The sequence below is a fragment of the Klebsiella sp. CN_Kp073 genome, from assembly GCF_040065495.2.
GTDB lineage: Bacteria > Pseudomonadota > Gammaproteobacteria > Enterobacterales > Enterobacteriaceae > Klebsiella > Klebsiella aerogenes.
In genome coordinates, this window is the sequence record NZ_CM198051.1 from 511,798 (window position 1) to 530,039 (window position 18,242).

Below are 18,242 nucleotides of genomic sequence, written 5' to 3' on the forward strand. Positions count from 1 at the left end.
GGAAGCAGCCGTCAGCGTAGCAGCAGATAAATGCTTTCGTTACCGCGCAGCACATTCAGCGCGATGACGGCCGGTTTGGTTTCCAGCACTTTACGTAGCTCGGCGATGGAACGCACGCGCTGGCGGTTGAGGCCGATAATCAGATCGTCTTTATGCAAGCCAACCTGCGCCGCCGCGCTGCCTTTATCGACGTTATCGATAGTCACGCCCTTAGTGCCGTCTTTCAGCTGGCCATCGCTTAGCGCCGCTCCCTGCAGGGCCGGGATAATCAGATCGGCGCTGGCGGTGGAAGAAGTGCTCTTATCCAGCGTGACTTCGACCTCCAATGGTTTGCCGTCGCGCAGTAGCCCCAGTTTTACTTTAGTGCCAGGGGCGGTAGTGGCGATACGCGAACGCAGCTCGGCGAAGCTGCTTAGCGGTTTGCCGTTCATGCTGACGATAACGTCACCGGATTTAATCCCTGCTTTTGCGGAGCCTGAATTGGCCAGGACTTCGCTTACGAAGGCGCCGCGCTGAGCGTTGATATTCATCGCTTTAGCGATATCCGCGCTCATTTCCATGCCTTTAATGCCCAGCAGGCCGCGTTTAATCTCGCCGTATTGAATAAGCTGATCGGCGAGTGTCTTCGCCATGTTGCTCGGGATGGCGAAGCCGATGCCGATGCTGCCGCCGCCCGGCGCCAGAATGGCGGTATTAATGCCGATAAGCTCGCCGTTGAGATTCAGCAGCGCGCCGCCGGAGTTGCCGCGGTTAATTGAGGCATCGGTTTGAATAAAGTTTTCCAGCCCTTCGAGATTAAGGCCGCTACGGCCCAGCGCGGAGATAATGCCGGAAGTGGCGGTTTGGCCGAGGCCGAAGGGGTTGCCGACGGCAACGGCGAAATCGCCGACGCGCAGTTTGTCGGAATCCGCGATGGCGATTTGCGTTAAATTGCTGGGTTTTAAAACCTGCAGCAGAGCGATATCGCTCTGTTCGTCGCTGCCTACCAGTTTGGCATCGAACTCGCGGCCATCGTTCAACTGAATGCTGATTTTCTGCGCCTGGCTTATTACGTGGTTGTTGGTCAGCACGTAGCCTTTGGCGGCGTCGATAATCACCCCTGAACCGAGGCCTTCAAACGGCTGCGCCTGCTCTTGCGGCGCGTTGTCGCCGAAGTATTTTTTCAGCTCTTCCGGCATATTCTGCACCGGCGAGGCGGTGCCTTCTACCTGCACGCTCACCACCGCAGGCAATACTTTTTCCAGCATCGGCGCGAGGCTCGGCAGCGCGCCCTGGCCTGGAACCTGGGTCGGCAGTGATGCCGCCGCCGGAGGCAGGACCGACAACGATAATCCAATGCTTAACGTTAACGCACTCAACAGCAAAGTCTGTTTCTTCATTAGATGCTGGCTCTCGTAACCTGAGGTGTATGGAAAAAACGTCCGAATGATTTGATGTTATTGAATTTTCGACCGGCTAACAATGCGGTCCGTGCTTAAATTGTAGCTGGGATGCAGGGGGAAGACGGGCGCGGAAGGCGCGCCCGGTAAATATTTTTACGCAGACAGCGGGATCAGTCGCGTTTCGCGCCACCGCGCAGCAGGCCGGATGCGCCTTCAGAGTAGTCGCGCGGCATCTGGACCGGCGCCTGATCGTTGCTGGCTTCGGACTCCGCCAGGCGATTGCGGAACGGATTGGCGTCCGCCATGGCGTCCGGCAGCAGGCTGCTGGAGCTTTTTGCCATGTGCTGATACAGCTGACGGTAGTCATCCGCCATGTTGTCCAGCAGTTCTGCGCTGCGCGCAAAATGGCTGACCAGCTCTTCGCGATACTCTTCAAGCTCTGCTTTATTCTTTTCCAGTTCGAACTGCAGCGCTTGTTGCTGACGCAATTTGCGGTTACCAAAACGCATGGCGACGGCACCGATGATGATACCGACGACTAATCCAATTAGCGCGTATTCCCAGGTCATGAACATCTCCCGTTGTTTTGTGGTTCCGTAGGGTGGCTGTTAGGCTCTCCGCCTGCGCCCGATAGTGCCACTATAACCGCTAATTCCACAGAAGTGGAATCCTGGCGTATCATCGCGTACTGTAGAACCGCCTTTTTTTCGTCAATCGTGCGTCACGGCGCCACGGTTTTCAAGGAATAACAATAAGATCATGCAAAGCCTGTCCCCAACATCGCGTTACCTTTTAGCTCTCAAAGAGGGCAGCCATCAACCAGACGATGTCCAACGAGAAGCGGTCAGCCGACTCGATACCATCTATCGTGAACTGCAGGATAAACCTGTAGCCGCAGCGCCCGCGGGCGGCGGTCTGCGGGCGAAATTCAGCAAACTACTCGGCAAGCGCGAGCCGGCGGCGGAAACGACCGCCGTACGCGGCCTGTATATGTGGGGCGGCGTGGGGCGCGGCAAAACCTGGCTGATGGATATGTTCTATCAAAGCCTGCCGGGCGAGCGTAAACAGCGCCTGCATTTCCATCGCTTTATGCTGCGCGTGCACGAAGAGTTAACCACCCTGCAGGGGCATAGCGACCCGCTGGAAATCGTTGCCGACCGCTTTAAAGCGCAAACCGATGTGTTGTGCTTCGACGAGTTTTTTGTCTCCGACATCACCGATGCCATGCTGCTCGGCGGCTTAATGAAAGCGCTGTTCTCGCGGGGGATTACGCTGGTCGCTACCTCGAACATCCCGCCGGACGAACTCTACCGCAATGGTCTGCAACGCGCGCGTTTCCTGCCGGCGATAGACGCCATCAAACAGCATTGCGACATTATGAACGTCGATGCGGGGATTGATTACCGCCTGCGCACTTTAACCCAGGCGCATCTGTGGCTGTCGCCGCTCAATGCCGAGACCAGCCAGCAAATGGATAAACTCTGGCTGGCGCTGGCGGGGGGCAAACGCGAGCAGATGCCGACGCTGGAAATTAACCACCGGCCGCTGCCGACGTTGGGCGTGGAAAACCAGACCCTGGCAGCGTCGTTCGACACGCTGTGCGTAGATGCGCGCAGCCAGCACGATTACATCGCGCTGTCACGCCTGTTCCATACCGTGATGTTGTACGATGTGCCGGTGATGACGACGCAGCTCGAGAGCGAAGCGCGGCGCTTTATCGCGCTGGTGGATGAATTCTACGAACGCCATGTGAAGCTGGTGGTCAGCGCGGCGGTACCGCTGTATGAGATCTATCAGGGCGAACGCCTGAAGTTTGAGTTCCAGCGCTGTTTATCGCGCCTGCAGGAAATGCAAAGTGAAGAGTATCTGAAGCAGCCGCACATGCCCTGAATCCAGCCTTCTTCTCAGGTTGAGAAAAACCTGCTGCAAATCACATAAAGGGGTCGATCTTTGGCCCCTACTTCTCTATAATCTTGCGACCCCACGTTACGAGAAGGTTTTTTTTCCCGAAATCTTCTATGTGCTGGCATAGGCTATTCGAAGGGGTAGGTTTGCCGGACTTTGTCGTGTGAACCTCAACTGACTAAACGTTTGGGTGTTCACCAACGTGTAACTTATTTATTTGGGTAAGCTTTTAATGAAAACTTTTACAGCTAAACCAGAAACCGTAAAACGCGACTGGTATGTTGTTGACGCGACCGGTAAAACTCTGGGCCGTCTGGCTACTGAACTGGCTCGTCGCCTGCGCGGTAAGCACAAAGCGGAATACACTCCGCACGTTGATACTGGTGATTACATCATCGTTCTGAACGCAGAAAAAGTTGCTGTAACCGGCAACAAGCGCGAAGACAAAATGTACTACCACCACACCGGCCACATCGGTGGTATCAAAGAAGCGACCTTTGAAGAGATGATTGCCCGCCGTCCTGAGCGTGTGATTGAAATCGCGGTTAAAGGCATGCTGCCAAAAGGCCCGCTGGGTCGTGCTATGTACCGTAAACTGAAAGTTTACGCTGGTAACGAGCACAACCACGCGGCACAGCAACCGCAAGTTCTTGACATCTAATCGGGATTATAGGCAATGGCTGAAAATCAATACTACGGCACTGGTCGCCGCAAAAGTTCCGCAGCTCGCGTTTTCATCAAACCGGGCAACGGCAAAATCGTAATCAACCAGCGTTCGCTGGAACAGTACTTCGGTCGTGAAACTGCCCGCATGGTAGTTCGTCAGCCGCTGGAACTGGTCGACATGGTTGAGAAACTGGATCTGTACATCACTGTTAAAGGTGGTGGTATCTCTGGTCAGGCTGGTGCGATCCGTCACGGTATCACCCGCGCTCTGATGGAGTACGACGAGTCCCTGCGTTCTGAACTGCGTAAAGCTGGCTTCGTTACTCGTGACGCTCGTCAGGTTGAACGTAAGAAAGTCGGTCTGCGTAAAGCACGTCGTCGTCCGCAGTTCTCCAAACGTTAATTGTTTTCTGCTCACGCAGAACAATTTGCGAAAAAACCCGCTCCGGCGGGTTTTTTTATGGATAAAACGGCTGTTATCCACAAAGAAATGGCCTGTTCTTACCACTTTTTCAGCATTTCCAGAATACCCTCACCACAACGTCCGCAAAATCTGGTAAACTATCATCCAATTTTCTGCCCAAATGCTGGTGGTTGTTCATTTTTTAGTTAATCAATGAACATATCGTCGCCGTGCGAATGGGGTTTATACATCTGGCTGGCCATGCGTGGTCGGCAGCAGTAAAAATTCTGAATATACCTGGAGGTTTTCATGGCTGTCGCTGCCAACAAACGTTCGGTAATGACGCTGTTTTCTGGTCCTACTGACATCTATAGCCATCAGGTCCGCATCGTGCTGGCCGAAAAAGGTGTCAGTTTTGAGATAGAGCACGTGGAGAAGGATAACCCGCCTCAGGATCTGATTGACCTCAACCCGAATCAAAGCGTCCCGACGCTGGTGGATCGTGAGCTCACTCTGTGGGAATCCCGCATCATTATGGAATACCTGGATGAGCGTTTCCCGCATCCGCCGCTAATGCCGGTTTACCCGGTGGCGCGTGGTGAAAGCCGTCTGTACATGCAACGTATCGAGAAAGACTGGTATTCGCTGATGAATACCATCCAGACCGGTACCGCGGCCCAGGCTGATGCCGCTCGTAAGCAGCTGCGTGAAGAACTGCAGGCGATTGCGCCGGTCTTTACTCAGAAGCCTTACTTCCTGAGCGATGAGTTCAGCCTGGTCGATTGCTACCTGGCTCCGCTGCTGTGGCGTTTGCCGGTTCTCGGCGTAGAACTGGTGGGTGCTGGCGCGAAAGAGCTTAAGGGCTATATGACTCGCGTCTTCGAACGTGATTCTTTCCTCGCTTCTTTAACTGAAGCCGAGCGTGAAATGCGCCTCGGCCGGGGCTAAATAATGGATGTATCACAGCTGACGCCGCGTCGCCCGTACCTGCTGCGGGCGTTCTATGAGTGGCTGCTGGATAACCAGCTGACTCCGCACCTGGTCGTCGATGTGACGCTTCCAGGCGTTCTCGTGCCGATGGAGTACGCTCGCGACGGCCAAATCGTTCTGAATATTGCGCCGCGTGCGGTGGGCAATCTGGAACTGGCGAATGACGAAGTGCGCTTTAACGCCCGCTTCGGCGGCGTACCGCGCAACGTTTCCGTGCCGCTGGCTGCGGTACTCGCTATCTATGCCCGTGAGAACGGCGCAGGAACGATGTTTGAACCTGAAGCGGCCTATGACGAAGATGTCAGCAGCCTCAACGATGATGACGTCGCGCCTGAGAGCGAAAACGAAACGGTGATGTCGGTGATTGATGGCGATAAGCCGGATAATCACGATGACGATCCTGACGACACGCCACCGCCGCCGCGCGGTGGTCGTCCGGCGCTGCGCGTTGTGAAGTAATTCCTGACAGGCCCTCCGGGGCCTGTTTTTTTTGCCTGCCTGCTTTGTTAACCCCGCCACACATCACGCGTCTCGCCACTGGTACTGTTTACGCTACACGTATCCGTTCGGGGAGCAGGAATGTCTTTATTTGCCCAACTAAATTCGCGCATACGCCATCATGGCGGATTAATTGTCTCCTGCCAGCCGGTACCCGGCAGCCCGCTTGATAACCCGCAGATTGTCGCCGCGATGGCGCTGGCGGCAGAGCAGGCGGGGGCCGTGGCGCTGCGTATTGAAGGTCTGAACAACCTGCAGGCCGTTCGTCCGTTAGTGACGGTGCCCATTATCGGCCTGATAAAGCGCGATCTGCATGAAAGCCCGGTGCGTATCACCCCGTGGGTGGAGGATATCGTCGCGCTGGCGCAGGGCGGGGCGGATATTATTGCCATTGACGGTACGCAGCGTCAGCGTCCGGTACCGGTATCGGCGCTATTGGCGGAAATTCATCATCAGGGAAAAGTGGCGATGGCGGATTGTTCGTCTCAGGCCGATGCCCTGCAGTGCTGGCAGCTGGGCGCAGAAATCGTCGGCACCACTCTTTCAGGCTATACCGCAGAAGAGACGCCGGATGAGCCCGACCTGGCGCTGGTGAAAAGCCTCAGCGCCGCGGGCTGCAGGGTAATCGCCGAGGGGCGGTATAATACGCCAGCGCAGGCGGCTGAGGCGATGCGCCACGGCGCGTGGGCCGTCACCGTCGGGTCAGCGATAACCCGCTTAGAGCATATCTGTGGCTGGTATAATACGGCGTTGAAAAAAGCCGTTTCCACTCAATGAGCAATAAAAAAGCCCGGTGGCGTTAACCATCGGGCTTTTATGCGTTGCGACTCAGAATCTAATCAGACTTCAAGATAGTTGAGGATACCGTCTGCCGCTTTGCGGCCTTCGGCAATCGCCGTTACCACCAGGTCCGAACCGCGAACGATATCGCCGCCGGCAAAGATTTTCGGGTTGCTGGTCTGGAACGCGTTGTCGCTGCCTTCCGGGGCGATGATGCGGCCCTGAGAGTCCAGCTCGACGCTATGCTTCGCCAGCCATTCCATGCTGTGCGGACGGAAACCAAACGCCATCACCACCGCGTCTGCCGGCACCACGTGCTCGGAACCGGCGACGATTTCCGCGCGACGGCGGCCTTTCGCATCCGGCTGGCCCATTTCGGTGCGCGCCATTTTCACGCCGCACACTTTGCCGTTGGCATTCACTTCCACGCCCAGCGGCTGGACGTTGAACTGGAATTCGACACCCTCTTCACGCGCGTTTTTCACTTCGCGTTTGGAGCCCGGCATGTTTTCTTCGTCACGGCGATAGGCGCAAATAACGTGCGCCGCCCCCTGACGAACCGAGGTTCGCACGCAGTCCATCGCGGTGTCGCCGCCGCCGAGAACCACCACGCGTTTGCCTTCCATACTGACGAAAGGTTCGTGTGCCGTTTCGCCAAAGCCCATGATCTGTTTGGTGTTGGCGATAAGGAACGGCAGAGCGTCATACACGCCGTTGGCATCTTCGTTTTCCAGCCCGCCGCGCATGGACTGGTAGGTGCCCACGCCCAGAAATACCGCATCGTACTCTTTCAGCAGATCGTCGAGCTGGACGTCACGACCCACTTCGGTATTGAGCCGGAACTCAATCCCCATGCCGGTGAAGATCTCACGGCGCCGGGTCATCACCTCTTTTTCCAGCTTGAACGCCGGGATGCCGAAGGTCAGCAGGCCGCCGATTTCCGGATGACGATCGAAGACGATCGCCTTCACGCCGTTGCGGGTCAGCACATCGGCGCAGGCCAGCCCTGCCGGACCGGCGCCGATGATGGCGACGGTTTTACCGGTTTGCTTCACGCCGGACAAGTCCGGGCGCCAGCCCATCTCAAACGCTTTATCGTTGATATAGCGTTCAATGTTGCCGATGGTCACCGCGCCGAACTCATCGTTCAGGGTGCAGGAACCTTCGCACAGGCGGTCCTGCGGGCAGACACGTCCGCAGACTTCCGGCAGGGTGTTGGTCTGATGCGACAGCTCCGCCGCTTCAAAAATACGCCCCTCGTTGGCCAGCTTCAGCCAGTTCGGGATGTAGTTGTGCACCGGACATTTCCATTCGCAGTACGGGTTGCCGCAGGAGAGGCAGCGGTCCGCCTGCGCCTTGGCCTGGCCTTCTGAAAACGGCTCGTAAATTTCTACAAACTCAATTTTACGGATCTTCAGCGGTTTCTTTGGCGGATCAACACGCTGCAGGTCGATAAATTGGTATACGTTCTGACTCATCTTAACCCCTTACTGCGCCTGCACCCGCAGCTCAGCTGCGGAACGACTACGGTGACCCAACAGTGCTTTAACATCGCTGGACTTCGGTTTAACCAGCGCAAACTTCGCCGCGAAGGCCGGCCAGTTGGCGAGGATCTCTTCGCCGCGCTGCGAACCGGTAAGCTGGACGTGTTCGGTAATTAAGCCGCGCAGGTGTTCCTCATGGATAGCCAGCGTGTCCACGTCCAGAACTTCCACCAGTTCAGGGTTAACGCGTTTACGGAAGTCGCCATCTTCATCCAGGACGTAAGCAAAGCCGCCGGTCATACCTGCGCCGAAGTTCACGCCGGTTTTACCCAGGATACAGACGATACCGCCGGTCATGTATTCACAGCCGTTGTCGCCGATGCCTTCCACCACGGTGATGGCGCCGGAGTTACGTACCGCAAAGCGTTCGCCCGCGCGTCCTGCCGCGTACAGACGACCGCCGGTCGCGCCATACAGACAGGTGTTGCCAATGATGCTTGCTTCATGGCTGCGGAAGGCGGAGCCGACCGGAGGACGAATCGACAGCAGACCGCCCGCCATGCCTTTACCCACGTAGTCGTTGGCGTCGCCGGTCAGGTGCAGCTCAACGCCGCCGGCGTTCCAGACGCCGAAGCTCTGGCCCGCGGTACCGCTAAAGTGGGCGGTAATCGGGTCGGCGGCCAGCCCCTGGTCGCCATGAGTCTGGGCGATATAACCGGACAACGACGCCCCAACGGAACGGTCGGTGTTACGAATATCGAACCAGAACGTTTTGCTCTGTTTGTTATCCACATACGGCTTCGCCTGCTGCAGCAGCTGCGCGTTGAGCACGCCGTTATCGAACGGCGGGTTGCTCTCGGTGCAGTACAGCGCCTTGCCCGGCAGCGGCTCAGCGGTTTCCAGCAGTTTGCCGAGCTCCAGTTTCTGCTGTTTCGCCGTAAAGCCTTCCAGTTCTTTCAGCAGGTCGGTACGGCCGATCAGGTCCACCAGGCGCTTCACGCCCAGCTGCGCCATCAGCTCGCGGGTTTCGCGGGCGATGAATTCAAAGTAGTTGGTCACTTTGAACGGCAGGCCGTGGTAGTGGTTCTTACGCAGTTTGTCGTCCTGGGTCGCTACGCCGGTGGCGCAGTTGTTCAGATGACAGATACGCAGGTATTTACAGCCCAGCGCGACCATCGGGCCGGTGCCGAAGCCGAAGCTTTCCGCGCCAAGGATTGCCGCTTTGATGATATCGAGGCCGGTTTTCAGGCCGCCGTCTACCTGCAGGCGAATTTTATGACGCAGGCCGTTGGCGACCAGCGCCTGCTGGGTTTCCACCAGGCCAAGTTCCCACGGACAGCCGGCATATTTCACCGATGAGAGCGGGCTCGCCCCGGTACCGCCATCGTAACCGGCGATAGTGATAAGGTCTGCGTAGGCTTTCGCCACGCCGGTGGCGATGGTGCCGACACCCGGTTCGGAAACCAGTTTGACGGAAATCATCGCCTTCGGATTGACCTGCTTGAGGTCGAAAATCAGCTGCGCCAGATCCTCGATAGAGTAAATATCGTGGTGCGGCGGCGGGGAGATCAGCGTCACGCCCGGTACCGAATAACGCAGTTTGGCGATATAAGGCGTCACTTTGTCACCCGGCAACTGTCCGCCTTCACCGGGTTTCGCGCCCTGGGCGACTTTAATCTGGATCACGTCGGCATTCACCAGGTAGGCTGGAGTAACGCCGAAACGACCGGAAGCCACCTGCTTAATGCGCGAGACTTTGTTGGTGCCGTAGCGCGCCGGGTCTTCACCGCCTTCACCGGAGTTGGAGAAGCCGCCGATGCTGTTCATCGCTTCCGCCAGTGATTCGTGCGCTTCCGGGCTCAGTGCGCCGATCGACATGGCCGCGGTATCGAAGCGTTTAAACAGCTCTTTCGCTGATTCCACCTCATTGATGCTTACGGCTTCATCGCCTGGGTTGAGCGCCAGCAGATCGCGCAGCGTGGCCGCCGGGCGTTCATTAACCAGCTTCGCGTATTCCTGATAATCACGGTATTCGCCGCTCTGAACCGCCTGCTGCAGGGTGCGAACGACGTCCGGGTTGTAGGCGTGATATTCGCCGCCGTGGACGTATTTCAGCAAGCCGCCCTGAGCCAGCGGTTTACGCGCCAGCCATGCGCGCTTCGACAGATTCAGCAGGTCCTGCTGGAAGTCGTCGAAACCGGCGCCGCCGATGCGGCTCACTACGCCCTGGAAGCAGAGGTCGGCCACGTCGCGATGCAGGCCGACCGCTTCGAACAGCTTCGAGCAGCGGTAGGAGGCGATGGTCGAGATCCCCATCTTCGACATGATTTTGTACAGGCCTTTGTTGATGCCGTTACGGTAGTTCAGCATCACCGCACGGTATTCTTTATCGATAGCTTTGCTATCCACCAGCTTCGCCAGGGTTTCGTAAGCCAGATAAGGATAGATAGCCGTCGCGCCAAAGCCCAGCAGCACCGCGAAGTGGTGCGGATCGCGGGCGCTGGCGGTTTCGACGATGATGTTAGCGTCGCAGCGCAGGCTCTTTTCGACGAGGCGCGTCTGGATAGCGCCAACGGCCATCGGCGCCGGCACTGGCAGACGATCTTTCGCGATGTTGCGGTCAGACAGTACCAGCAATACGGTACCGTTACGCACCATCTGTTCCGCTTTATCGCACAGCGCTTTTACCGTCTCGGCCAGCGTGGTTTCGTTGGCATCAAAGGTAATGTCCAGGGTGTCGGCGCGATAGTGCTCCTCCTCCATGGTGGTCAGCTGTTTAAAGTCGGAGTACAGCAGGATCGGCGATTTAAAGCTCAGGCGGTGCGCCTGGCCTTCCGCTTCGCAGAAGACGTTCATTTCGCGACCAATACTGGTAGCCAGCGACATCACGTGCGCTTCACGCAGCGGATCGATAGGCGGGTTTGTCACCTGGGCGAACTGCTGGCGGAAATAATCGTAAATGATACGCGGCTGGCTGGAGAGCACGGCGAATGGGGTATCATCGCCCATCGAACCGACCGCTTCCTGGCCGTTTTCCCCAAGGACGCGCAGAACGGAGTCCAGCTCTTCGGCGCTGTAGTTAAACTGTTTCTGGTAGCTGGCGAGCGTGTCGTCATCCAACTGACGGCTGCCGACTTCTTCTTCCGGCAGGTCTTCGAACGGCACCAGACGGCGGACGTTTTTCTCCATCCACTCTTTGTACGGATGGCGGCTTTTCAGATCGTTATCGGTTTCCGCCGAGTGCAGAATGCGCCCGCTGCGGGTATCGATGACCATCAGCTCGCCAGGCCCAACGCGGCCTTTTTCCATCACCTCATCCGGCTGATAGTCCCAGATGCCGACTTCAGACGCGCAGGTGATGAGTTTATCTTTGGTAATGACGTAGCGCGCCGGACGCAGACCGTTACGGTCGAGGTTACAGGCGGCGTAGCGACCGTCGGACATGACGATGCCCGCCGGGCCGTCCCACGGCTCCATATGCATGGAGTTAAAGTCGAAGAACGCGCGCAGCTCCGGATCCATATCCGGGTTATTCTGCCAGGCCGGCGGTACCAGCAGGCGCATCGCGCGGACGATATCCATCCCGCCTGCCAGCAGCAGTTCCAGCATATTATCCATCGAGCTTGAGTCAGAGCCGGTTTCATTGACGAACGGCGCGGCGTCATGCAGATCGGGGATCAGCGGGGTCTGGAATTTATAGGTACGGGCGCGGGCCCACTGGCGGTTACCGGTGATGGTATTGATTTCACCGTTGTGCGCCAGATAGCGGAACGGCTGCGCCAGCGGCCAGCGCGGCACGGTATTAGTGGAGAAGCGCTGGTGGAACAGACAGATAGCGGATTCCAGGCGCAGGTCCGCGAGGTCCAGGTAGAAGCGCGGCAAATCCGCCGGCATACACAGACCTTTATAGATATTGACCAGGTTCGACAGGCTACAAACGTAGAAATCTTTGTCGTCCTGCAGGCGCTTTTCAATGCGACGGCGCGCGATGAACAGACGGCGTTCCATATCGCGCGGGCGCCAGCCTGCCGGAGCGTTAACAAAAATTTGTTCAATACGAGGCAGCGAGGAGAGGGCGATTTCACCGAGCACGCCTTCGTTAGTCGGCACATCGCGCCAGCCAACGATAGACAATGTTTCGCGTTGCAGCTCTTCTTCAACGATACGGCGCGCAGCGCTTGCCAGCTCGGGGTCTTTATTCAGGAACAGCATCCCGACGGCGTAGTTTTTGGCTAAGCGCCAGCCGCGTTCTTCCGCCACAATCCGGAAGAAACGATCGGGTTTTTGTAACAGCAGGCCGCAACCGTCGCCGGTTTTACCATCGGCAAGGATCGCGCCGCGGTGCTGCATTCGGGCCAGTGCGTGTATAGCGGTGCGCACTACCTTGTGGCTAGGTTCGCCTTCTATGTGGGCGATCAGGCCGAAACCACAGTTATCCCGCTCAAGGGATTTGTCGTACAACATATCAGTGAACCTCCCCAGGCTCTACGGGATGCCCTCTTAATCGATTGCGCGCAAGGCACAGCAAGAGCATGGCGACGGGGTAAGGGCATCTTTGCCTACCTCGCATTCGCCCTCTTTAAATCCTTTTCGCATCGGTACACAAGTTTGAGGACTTGCTATTAAGAGGGAATCTCAATTACTGCATAAATATGATGAGCAGAGCGCTCATCCAGAAAGCTTCCAGCGGATTCCCAACTTATCGAGAATCCACACTTACGTCAAATGGCAATCTTATTTATACAAAAGTGTGCTAAGAGGTGGTTAATTTTATGATTTTAAAGAGTATTATTGTTTTTTTTAAGGCATATAAACTCTCAGGGATGCGTAATCTAGTGTGATCTGTCTCACTATATCCGCAGCCTAAGATTACCTTTCTGTGCTGAATTGTATTTTTATAGCAGAGTATTTGACTGCTGCTGTTCTTAATGGCAGGAAATAAAACTATTTTTTGCTGTGACAAAGATAATTGAAACTCAGCATTGAAGTATAAGGAAATGTTATTACTGCAGCTGTGAATGAAACAGCGTTTATTTTGATTGAATATGCAATGAGCTAAGCGGCCGCGCTGACGATTGATCCAGGTCATCGCCGTCGGAGGCTAAAAATGGCAGGCTTGGCCCCTTTCTTGAGGCCGGTCTATCAGATTATGCAGTTACAAAAATTAGTCAACATGTTTGGTGGGGATCTTACGCGCCGCTACGGCGAAAAGGTTCATAAACTGACGCTGCATGGTGGCTTTAGCTGCCCGAACCGGGATGGCACAATTGGCCGCGGCGGCTGCACATTTTGTAATGTCGCCTCCTTCGCCGACGAGGCCCAGCAGTACCGCTCAATTGCCGATCAGCTGGCGCACCAGGCGCAGCTGGTCAACCGCGCGAAACGCTATCTTGCTTATTTCCAGGCCTACACCAGCACCTTTGCCGAAGTTCAGCTCCTGCGTTCGATGTATCAGCAGGCGGTGAGCCAGGCGAATATCGTTGGATTGTGCGTCGGCACCCGCCCCGACTGCGTACCCGATGCGGTGCTGGATCTGCTCAGCGAATATCGGGAACAGGGCTATGAAATCTGGCTGGAGCTGGGGCTGCAGACCGCGCACGATAAAACGCTGCATCGTATCAATCGCGGCCATGACTTTGCCTGCTACCAGCGCACCACCCGACTGGCGCGCGAGCGCGGATTAAAGGTCTGTGCGCATCTTATCGTCGGCCTACCGGGCGAAACCCAGCAACAGTGCCTGCAAACCCTGCAACGGGTGGTCGACACCGGCGTCGATGGCATCAAGCTGCACCCGCTGCACATCGTGACCGGCAGCATCATGGCGAAAGCCTGGCAGGCGGGTCGCCTGAACGGTATTGCGCTGGATGACTATACGGTCACCGCCGGTGAGATGATTCGCCATACGCCGCCGGAGGTGATTTATCACCGTATCTCGGCCAGCGCCCGTCGCCCAACGCTGCTGGCGCCGCTGTGGTGCGAAAACCGCTGGACCGGCATGGTCGAGCTGGACAAATACCTTAATGCCCATGGCGTTCAGGGGTCGGCATTGGGGACACCGTGGATCCTGCCCGCCTGATGCTCCACTTCCTTAACGGCTGATTACCGCCGCATTTTTTGCACAACTTACAGCGTAATGTTCAGAATTGGGTATTATTGTGCGGAGTTGGCGATAAGGAATCCCTCATGAAGCAAATTCGTATGCTGGCGCAGTACTATGTCGATCTGATGATGAAGTTAGGTCTGGTGCGCTTTTCAATGCTGTTAGCTCTGGCGCTGGTGGTGCTGGCTATTGTGGTACAGATGGCCGTCACGATGGTGCTACATGGGCAGGTGGAGAGTATTGATGTCATCCGTTCTATCTTCTTCGGGCTGCTGATTACCCCCTGGGCGGTCTATTTTCTGTCAGTGGTGGTCGAACAGCTGGAAGAGTCGCGGCAGCGGCTCTCGCGGCTGGTGGAAAAGCTGGAAGAGATGCGCGAGCGCGACCTTAAGCTTAACGTGCAGCTCAAGGACAATATCGCCCAGTTGAACCAGGAAATTGGCGAGCGCGAGAAAGCGGAAGCGGAACGAGAAACCACGCTGGAACAGTTGAAAATAGAGATGAAAGAGCGCGAAGAGACGCAAATTCAGCTGGAACAACAGTCCTCTTTCCTGCGCTCTTTTCTTGATGCCTCACCGGATCTGGTTTTCTATCGTAACGAGGATAAAGAGTTCTCCGGCTGTAACCGGGCGATGGAACTGTTGACCGGAAAAAGCGAAAAGCAGCTGATTCACCTCAAGCCGCAGGATGTCTATAGCGAAGAAGCCGCGGTGAAAGTGCTGGAGACCGATGAGAAAGTCTTCCGCCATAATGTCTCGCTGACCTACGAACAATGGCTCGATTATCCCGATGGGCGTAAAGCCTGCTTTGAGATCCGCAAGGTCCCCTACTATGACCGCGTGGGCAAGCGCCGTGGCCTGATGGGCTTTGGCCGCGATATTACCGAGCGTAAGCGCTATCAGGACGCGCTGGAGCGCGCCAGCCGGGACAAGACCACCTTTATCTCAACCATCAGCCACGAGCTGCGTACGCCGCTCAACGGCATCGTTGGGCTCAGCCGCATCCTGCTGGATACTGAATTGACCAACGAGCAGGAAAAATATCTGAAAACTATCCATGTTTCAGCGGTGACGCTGGGGAATATCTTCAATGATATTATCGACATGGATAAAATGGAGCGGCGCAAAGTGCAGCTCGATAATCAGGAGGTGGATTTCACCAGCTTCCTTGCCGATCTGGAGAACCTCTCGGGTCTGCAGGCGCAGCAGAAAGGGTTGCGCTTTGTGATGGAGCCAACCCAGCCGCTGCCGCACAAGGTGGTAACCGATGGCACGCGCCTGCGGCAGATCCTGTGGAACCTGATCAGCAATGCGGTGAAGTTTACCCAGCAGGGCAATGTCACCGTGCGCGTCCGCTATGATGAAGGCGATATGCTGCACTTCGAAGTCGAGGACTCCGGTATCGGTATCCCGCAGGCGGAGCAGGACAAAATTTTCGCCATGTATTATCAGGTGAAAGACAGCCATGGCGGTAAACCGGCAACCGGTACCGGCATTGGTCTGGCGGTGTCGCGCCGTCTGGCGCGCAATATGGGCGGCGATATCAGCGTGACCAGCCAGCCGGGGCAGGGGGCGACGTTTACCCTGACCGTACACGCGCAGGCGGTGGCTGATGAAGTCGAAGATACGCTGGCCGAAGACGATATGCCGCTGCCGGCGCTGAATGTGCTGCTGGTGGAAGATATCGAACTGAACGTGATTGTCGCCCGTTCGGTGCTGGAAAAACTGGGCAACAGCGTGGACGTGGCGATGACCGGTAAAGCCGCGCTGGAGATGTTCGAACCCGGCGAATATGACCTGGTGTTGCTGGATATTCAGCTACCGGACATGACCGGCCTCGACATCTCGCGGCAGCTAAAACAGCGCTATGCCGCCGATGAGCTACCGCCGCTGGTGGCGCTGACCGCTAACGTGCTGAAGGACAAAAAAGAGTACCTTGATGCCGGTATGGATGATGTATTGAGTAAGCCGCTATCGGTACCGGCGTTAACCGCGATCATCAAGAAATTCTGGGATGCGCCGGAAGACGACGGCCATGAGCCGCCTGCGGTGGATGTCGCGAAATCGGCATCGGTACTGGACACCGATATGCTGGAGCAATATATCGAGCTGGTGGGACCGAAGCTGATTACCGACGGGCTGGCGGTGTTTGAGAAGATGATGCCAGGTTACATGTCCGTGCTGGAATCGAATCTCACCGCGCGCGACCAGAAAGGTATCGTCGATGAGGGCCATAAAATTAAGGGCGCGGCGGGTTCGATAGGCCTGCGCCATATCCAGCAGTTGGGACAGCAGATCCAAACGCCTGATTTACCCGCGTGGGAAGACAACGTCGGCGAGTGGGTGGAAGAGATGAAATCCGAGTGGCAAAACGATGTTGCGATACTGAAGGCCTGGATTGCGGCGGCGGATAAAAAATGACCCCGGATAAACCGGGGTGCGCGAATACTGCGCCAACACCAGGGAACTGGTTGTTGAGCCAGGATTGTTCGAGTGATTTTTTTACACGGCGCAACCTGAGGATTTGGCTTGCTCGTTCATTAAGATAGCAAACCATAAATAATTTGTTACGTGAATCGGTAAAATATGTGAAGCATAGCGAGTAAATCAAAATTATTTACTTGTTTCATAGAGTTGCGCTAAGGGGTTAGCAAGATGAAGAAGATTGGCGTGGTACTAAGCGGCTGTGGCGTTTACGACGGCGCAGAAATCCATGAAGCGGTCATTACCCTGTTGGCCATTGCGCGTCGCGGCGCGCAGGCCGTCTGCTTTGCGCCGGATAAGGCGCAAACCGACGTGATCAATCATCTGACCGGCGAAACGATGGCGGAAAGCCGCAACGTGCTGATTGAAGCGGCGCGTCTTGCGCGCGGCGCTATTCAGCCTTTGGCCAGCGCCCGTGTGGACGATCTGGATGCGCTGATTGTGCCAGGCGGCTTTGGCGCGGCGAAAAACCTGAGTAATTTCGCCGCCCAGGGAAGTGAATGCGTTGTTGATCGCGATCTGCAGGCGTTAACGCTGGCGATGCACGAGGCGGGTAAGCCGCTGGGCTTTATGTGTATCGCGCCGGCGCTGTTGCCGAAGATTTTCCCGACACCGCTGCGGATAACCATCGGTACCGATCCGGATACTGCCGAGGTGCTGGAAGAGATGGGCGCGGAGCATGTGCCGTGCCCGGTTGACGACATCGTGGTCGATGAAGACAACAAAGTGGTGACCACGCCTGCTTATATGCTGGCGCAGAATATTGCCGAGGCCGCCAGCGGTATTGAGAAACTGGTCGATCGCGTACTGGTTCTCGCTGAATGAGTAAGCGTGTTGCGCCGCTGGCGATGATCAAGCGCCTGCTGTTACGCCTGGCGCTTATCTGCGTGGTTTTCTGGGGCGGCGGTATCGCCGTATTCAGCGTTCTGCCGGTGCCGTTCTCAGCGGTGATGCTCGAGCGCCAGGTTAGCGCCTGGTTCTCCGGTGATTTTCATTATGTCGCCCATTCTGATTGGGTTGGTATGGACGAGATTTCCCCCTGGATGGGGCTGGCGGTGATTGCTGCTGAAGATCAGAAATTCCCCGACCACTGGGGTTTTGACGTGCCGGCAATCGAAAAAGCGCTGGCGCACAACGAACGGAATGAAAATCGAATTCGCGGCGCGTCAACGCTCTCTCAGCAGACGGCGAAAAACCTGTTTTTATGGGATGGCCGTAGCTGGCTACGCAAGGGGCTGGAAGTGGGCCTGACCGTCGGTATCGAAACGGTCTGGAGCAAGAAACGCATTCTCACCGTGTATCTGAATATCGCCGAGTTTGGCGACGGTATTTTCGGTGTTGAAGCGGCGGCTCAGCGCTATTTTCATAAGCCGGCCAGCCGTTTAACCCCTGCAGAGGCCGCGCTGCTGGCGGCGGTATTACCGAATCCGATTCGGTTTCGCGCCGATGCGCCATCAGGTTATGTTCGCAGCCGACAGGCATGGATCCTGCGCCAGATGCGTCAGTCAGGCGGCGAAGGCTTTATGCAGGCCAATAAGCTGCATTAACCGC

Annotated in this window: 13 protein-coding genes and 1 pseudogene; 10 read left to right on the plus strand and 4 right to left on the minus strand. The window is 56.5% G+C overall.

Translation table 11 applies throughout. The annotated features are described in order from the left end of the window. Positions 1–11: 11 nt before the first annotated feature. Positions 12–1,379, minus strand: a complete 1,368-nt coding sequence (gene degQ, locus ABLV66_RS02535) for a serine endoprotease DegQ (protein WP_348876257.1) — start codon at positions 1,377–1,379, stop codon at positions 12–14. Positions 1,380–1,552: 173 nt separating this feature from the next. Next, complete coding sequence (gene zapG / locus ABLV66_RS02540) at positions 1,553–1,951, minus strand: Z-ring associated protein ZapG (RefSeq protein ID WP_015369480.1); 399 nt, start codon at positions 1,949–1,951, stop codon at positions 1,553–1,555. Positions 1,952–2,141: 190 nt separating this feature from the next. Between zapG and zapE the strand changes: the two genes are divergently transcribed. The 6 genes and pseudogenes from zapE to ABLV66_RS02570 all read left to right on the plus strand — a co-directional run bounded on the left by zapE (position 2,142) and on the right by ABLV66_RS02570 (position 6,628). Then, complete coding sequence (gene zapE, locus ABLV66_RS02545) at positions 2,142–3,272, plus strand: cell division protein ZapE (protein WP_047077786.1); 1,131 nt, start codon at positions 2,142–2,144, stop codon at positions 3,270–3,272. 247 nt (positions 3,273–3,519) lie between these two features. Further along, positions 3,520–3,948, plus strand: a complete 429-nt coding sequence (gene rplM, locus ABLV66_RS02550; protein WP_002918559.1) for a 50S ribosomal protein L13 — start codon at positions 3,520–3,522, stop codon at positions 3,946–3,948. A 15-nt stretch (positions 3,949–3,963) separates the two neighbouring features. After that, on the plus strand, positions 3,964–4,356 hold the full coding sequence (rpsI, locus tag ABLV66_RS02555; protein ID WP_000829818.1) for a 30S ribosomal protein S9: 393 nt from the start codon (positions 3,964–3,966) through the stop codon (positions 4,354–4,356). A 309-nt stretch (positions 4,357–4,665) separates the two neighbouring features. Further along, on the plus strand, positions 4,666–5,304 hold the full coding sequence (sspA, locus tag ABLV66_RS02560) for a stringent starvation protein SspA (protein ID WP_015369483.1): 639 nt from the start codon (positions 4,666–4,668) through the stop codon (positions 5,302–5,304). Between the two features lie 3 nt (positions 5,305–5,307). Then, a complete protein-coding gene (gene sspB / locus ABLV66_RS02565) occupies positions 5,308–5,805 on the plus strand; it encodes a ClpXP protease specificity-enhancing factor (RefSeq protein ID WP_045394985.1) in 498 nt (165 codons plus the stop codon). Between the two features lie 120 nt (positions 5,806–5,925). Continuing rightward, positions 5,926–6,628 (plus strand): annotated as a pseudogene (locus tag ABLV66_RS02570) (N-acetylmannosamine-6-phosphate 2-epimerase). Positions 6,629–6,683: 55 nt separating this feature from the next. On the opposite strand, the gene gltD reads toward ABLV66_RS02570, so the two are convergent. Both gltD and gltB read right to left on the minus strand, forming a co-directional pair. Further along, a complete protein-coding gene (gltD, locus tag ABLV66_RS02575; RefSeq protein WP_015369485.1) occupies positions 6,684–8,102 on the minus strand; it encodes a glutamate synthase subunit GltD in 1,419 nt (472 codons plus the stop codon). Between the two features lie 9 nt (positions 8,103–8,111). After that, positions 8,112–12,572, minus strand: a complete 4,461-nt coding sequence (gene gltB / locus ABLV66_RS02580) for a glutamate synthase large subunit (RefSeq protein WP_072056438.1) — start codon at positions 12,570–12,572, stop codon at positions 8,112–8,114. Positions 12,573–13,257: 685 nt separating this feature from the next. Between gltB and mnmL the strand changes: the two genes are divergently transcribed. From mnmL to mtgA, 4 genes are all read left to right on the plus strand, one after another. Then, positions 13,258–14,184 carry a tRNA modification radical SAM protein MnmL/YtqA gene (mnmL, locus tag ABLV66_RS02585; RefSeq protein WP_045394979.1) on the plus strand — a complete coding sequence of 309 codons (927 nt, stop codon included), beginning with the start codon at positions 13,258–13,260 and terminating at the stop codon, positions 14,182–14,184. Positions 14,185–14,291: 107 nt separating this feature from the next. Next, complete coding sequence (gene arcB, locus ABLV66_RS02590; RefSeq protein ID WP_045394977.1) at positions 14,292–16,628, plus strand: aerobic respiration two-component sensor histidine kinase ArcB; 2,337 nt, start codon at positions 14,292–14,294, stop codon at positions 16,626–16,628. Positions 16,629–16,862: 234 nt separating this feature from the next. Further along, complete coding sequence (gene elbB, locus ABLV66_RS02595) at positions 16,863–17,516, plus strand: isoprenoid biosynthesis glyoxalase ElbB (RefSeq protein ID WP_047076747.1); 654 nt, start codon at positions 16,863–16,865, stop codon at positions 17,514–17,516. Further along, entirely contained in the window at positions 17,513–18,238 is a 726-nt protein-coding gene (gene mtgA, locus ABLV66_RS02600; RefSeq protein ID WP_348876256.1) for a monofunctional biosynthetic peptidoglycan transglycosylase, read from the plus strand. The genes elbB and mtgA overlap by 4 nt, the downstream gene beginning before the upstream one ends. Positions 18,239–18,242 lie beyond the last annotated feature (4 nt).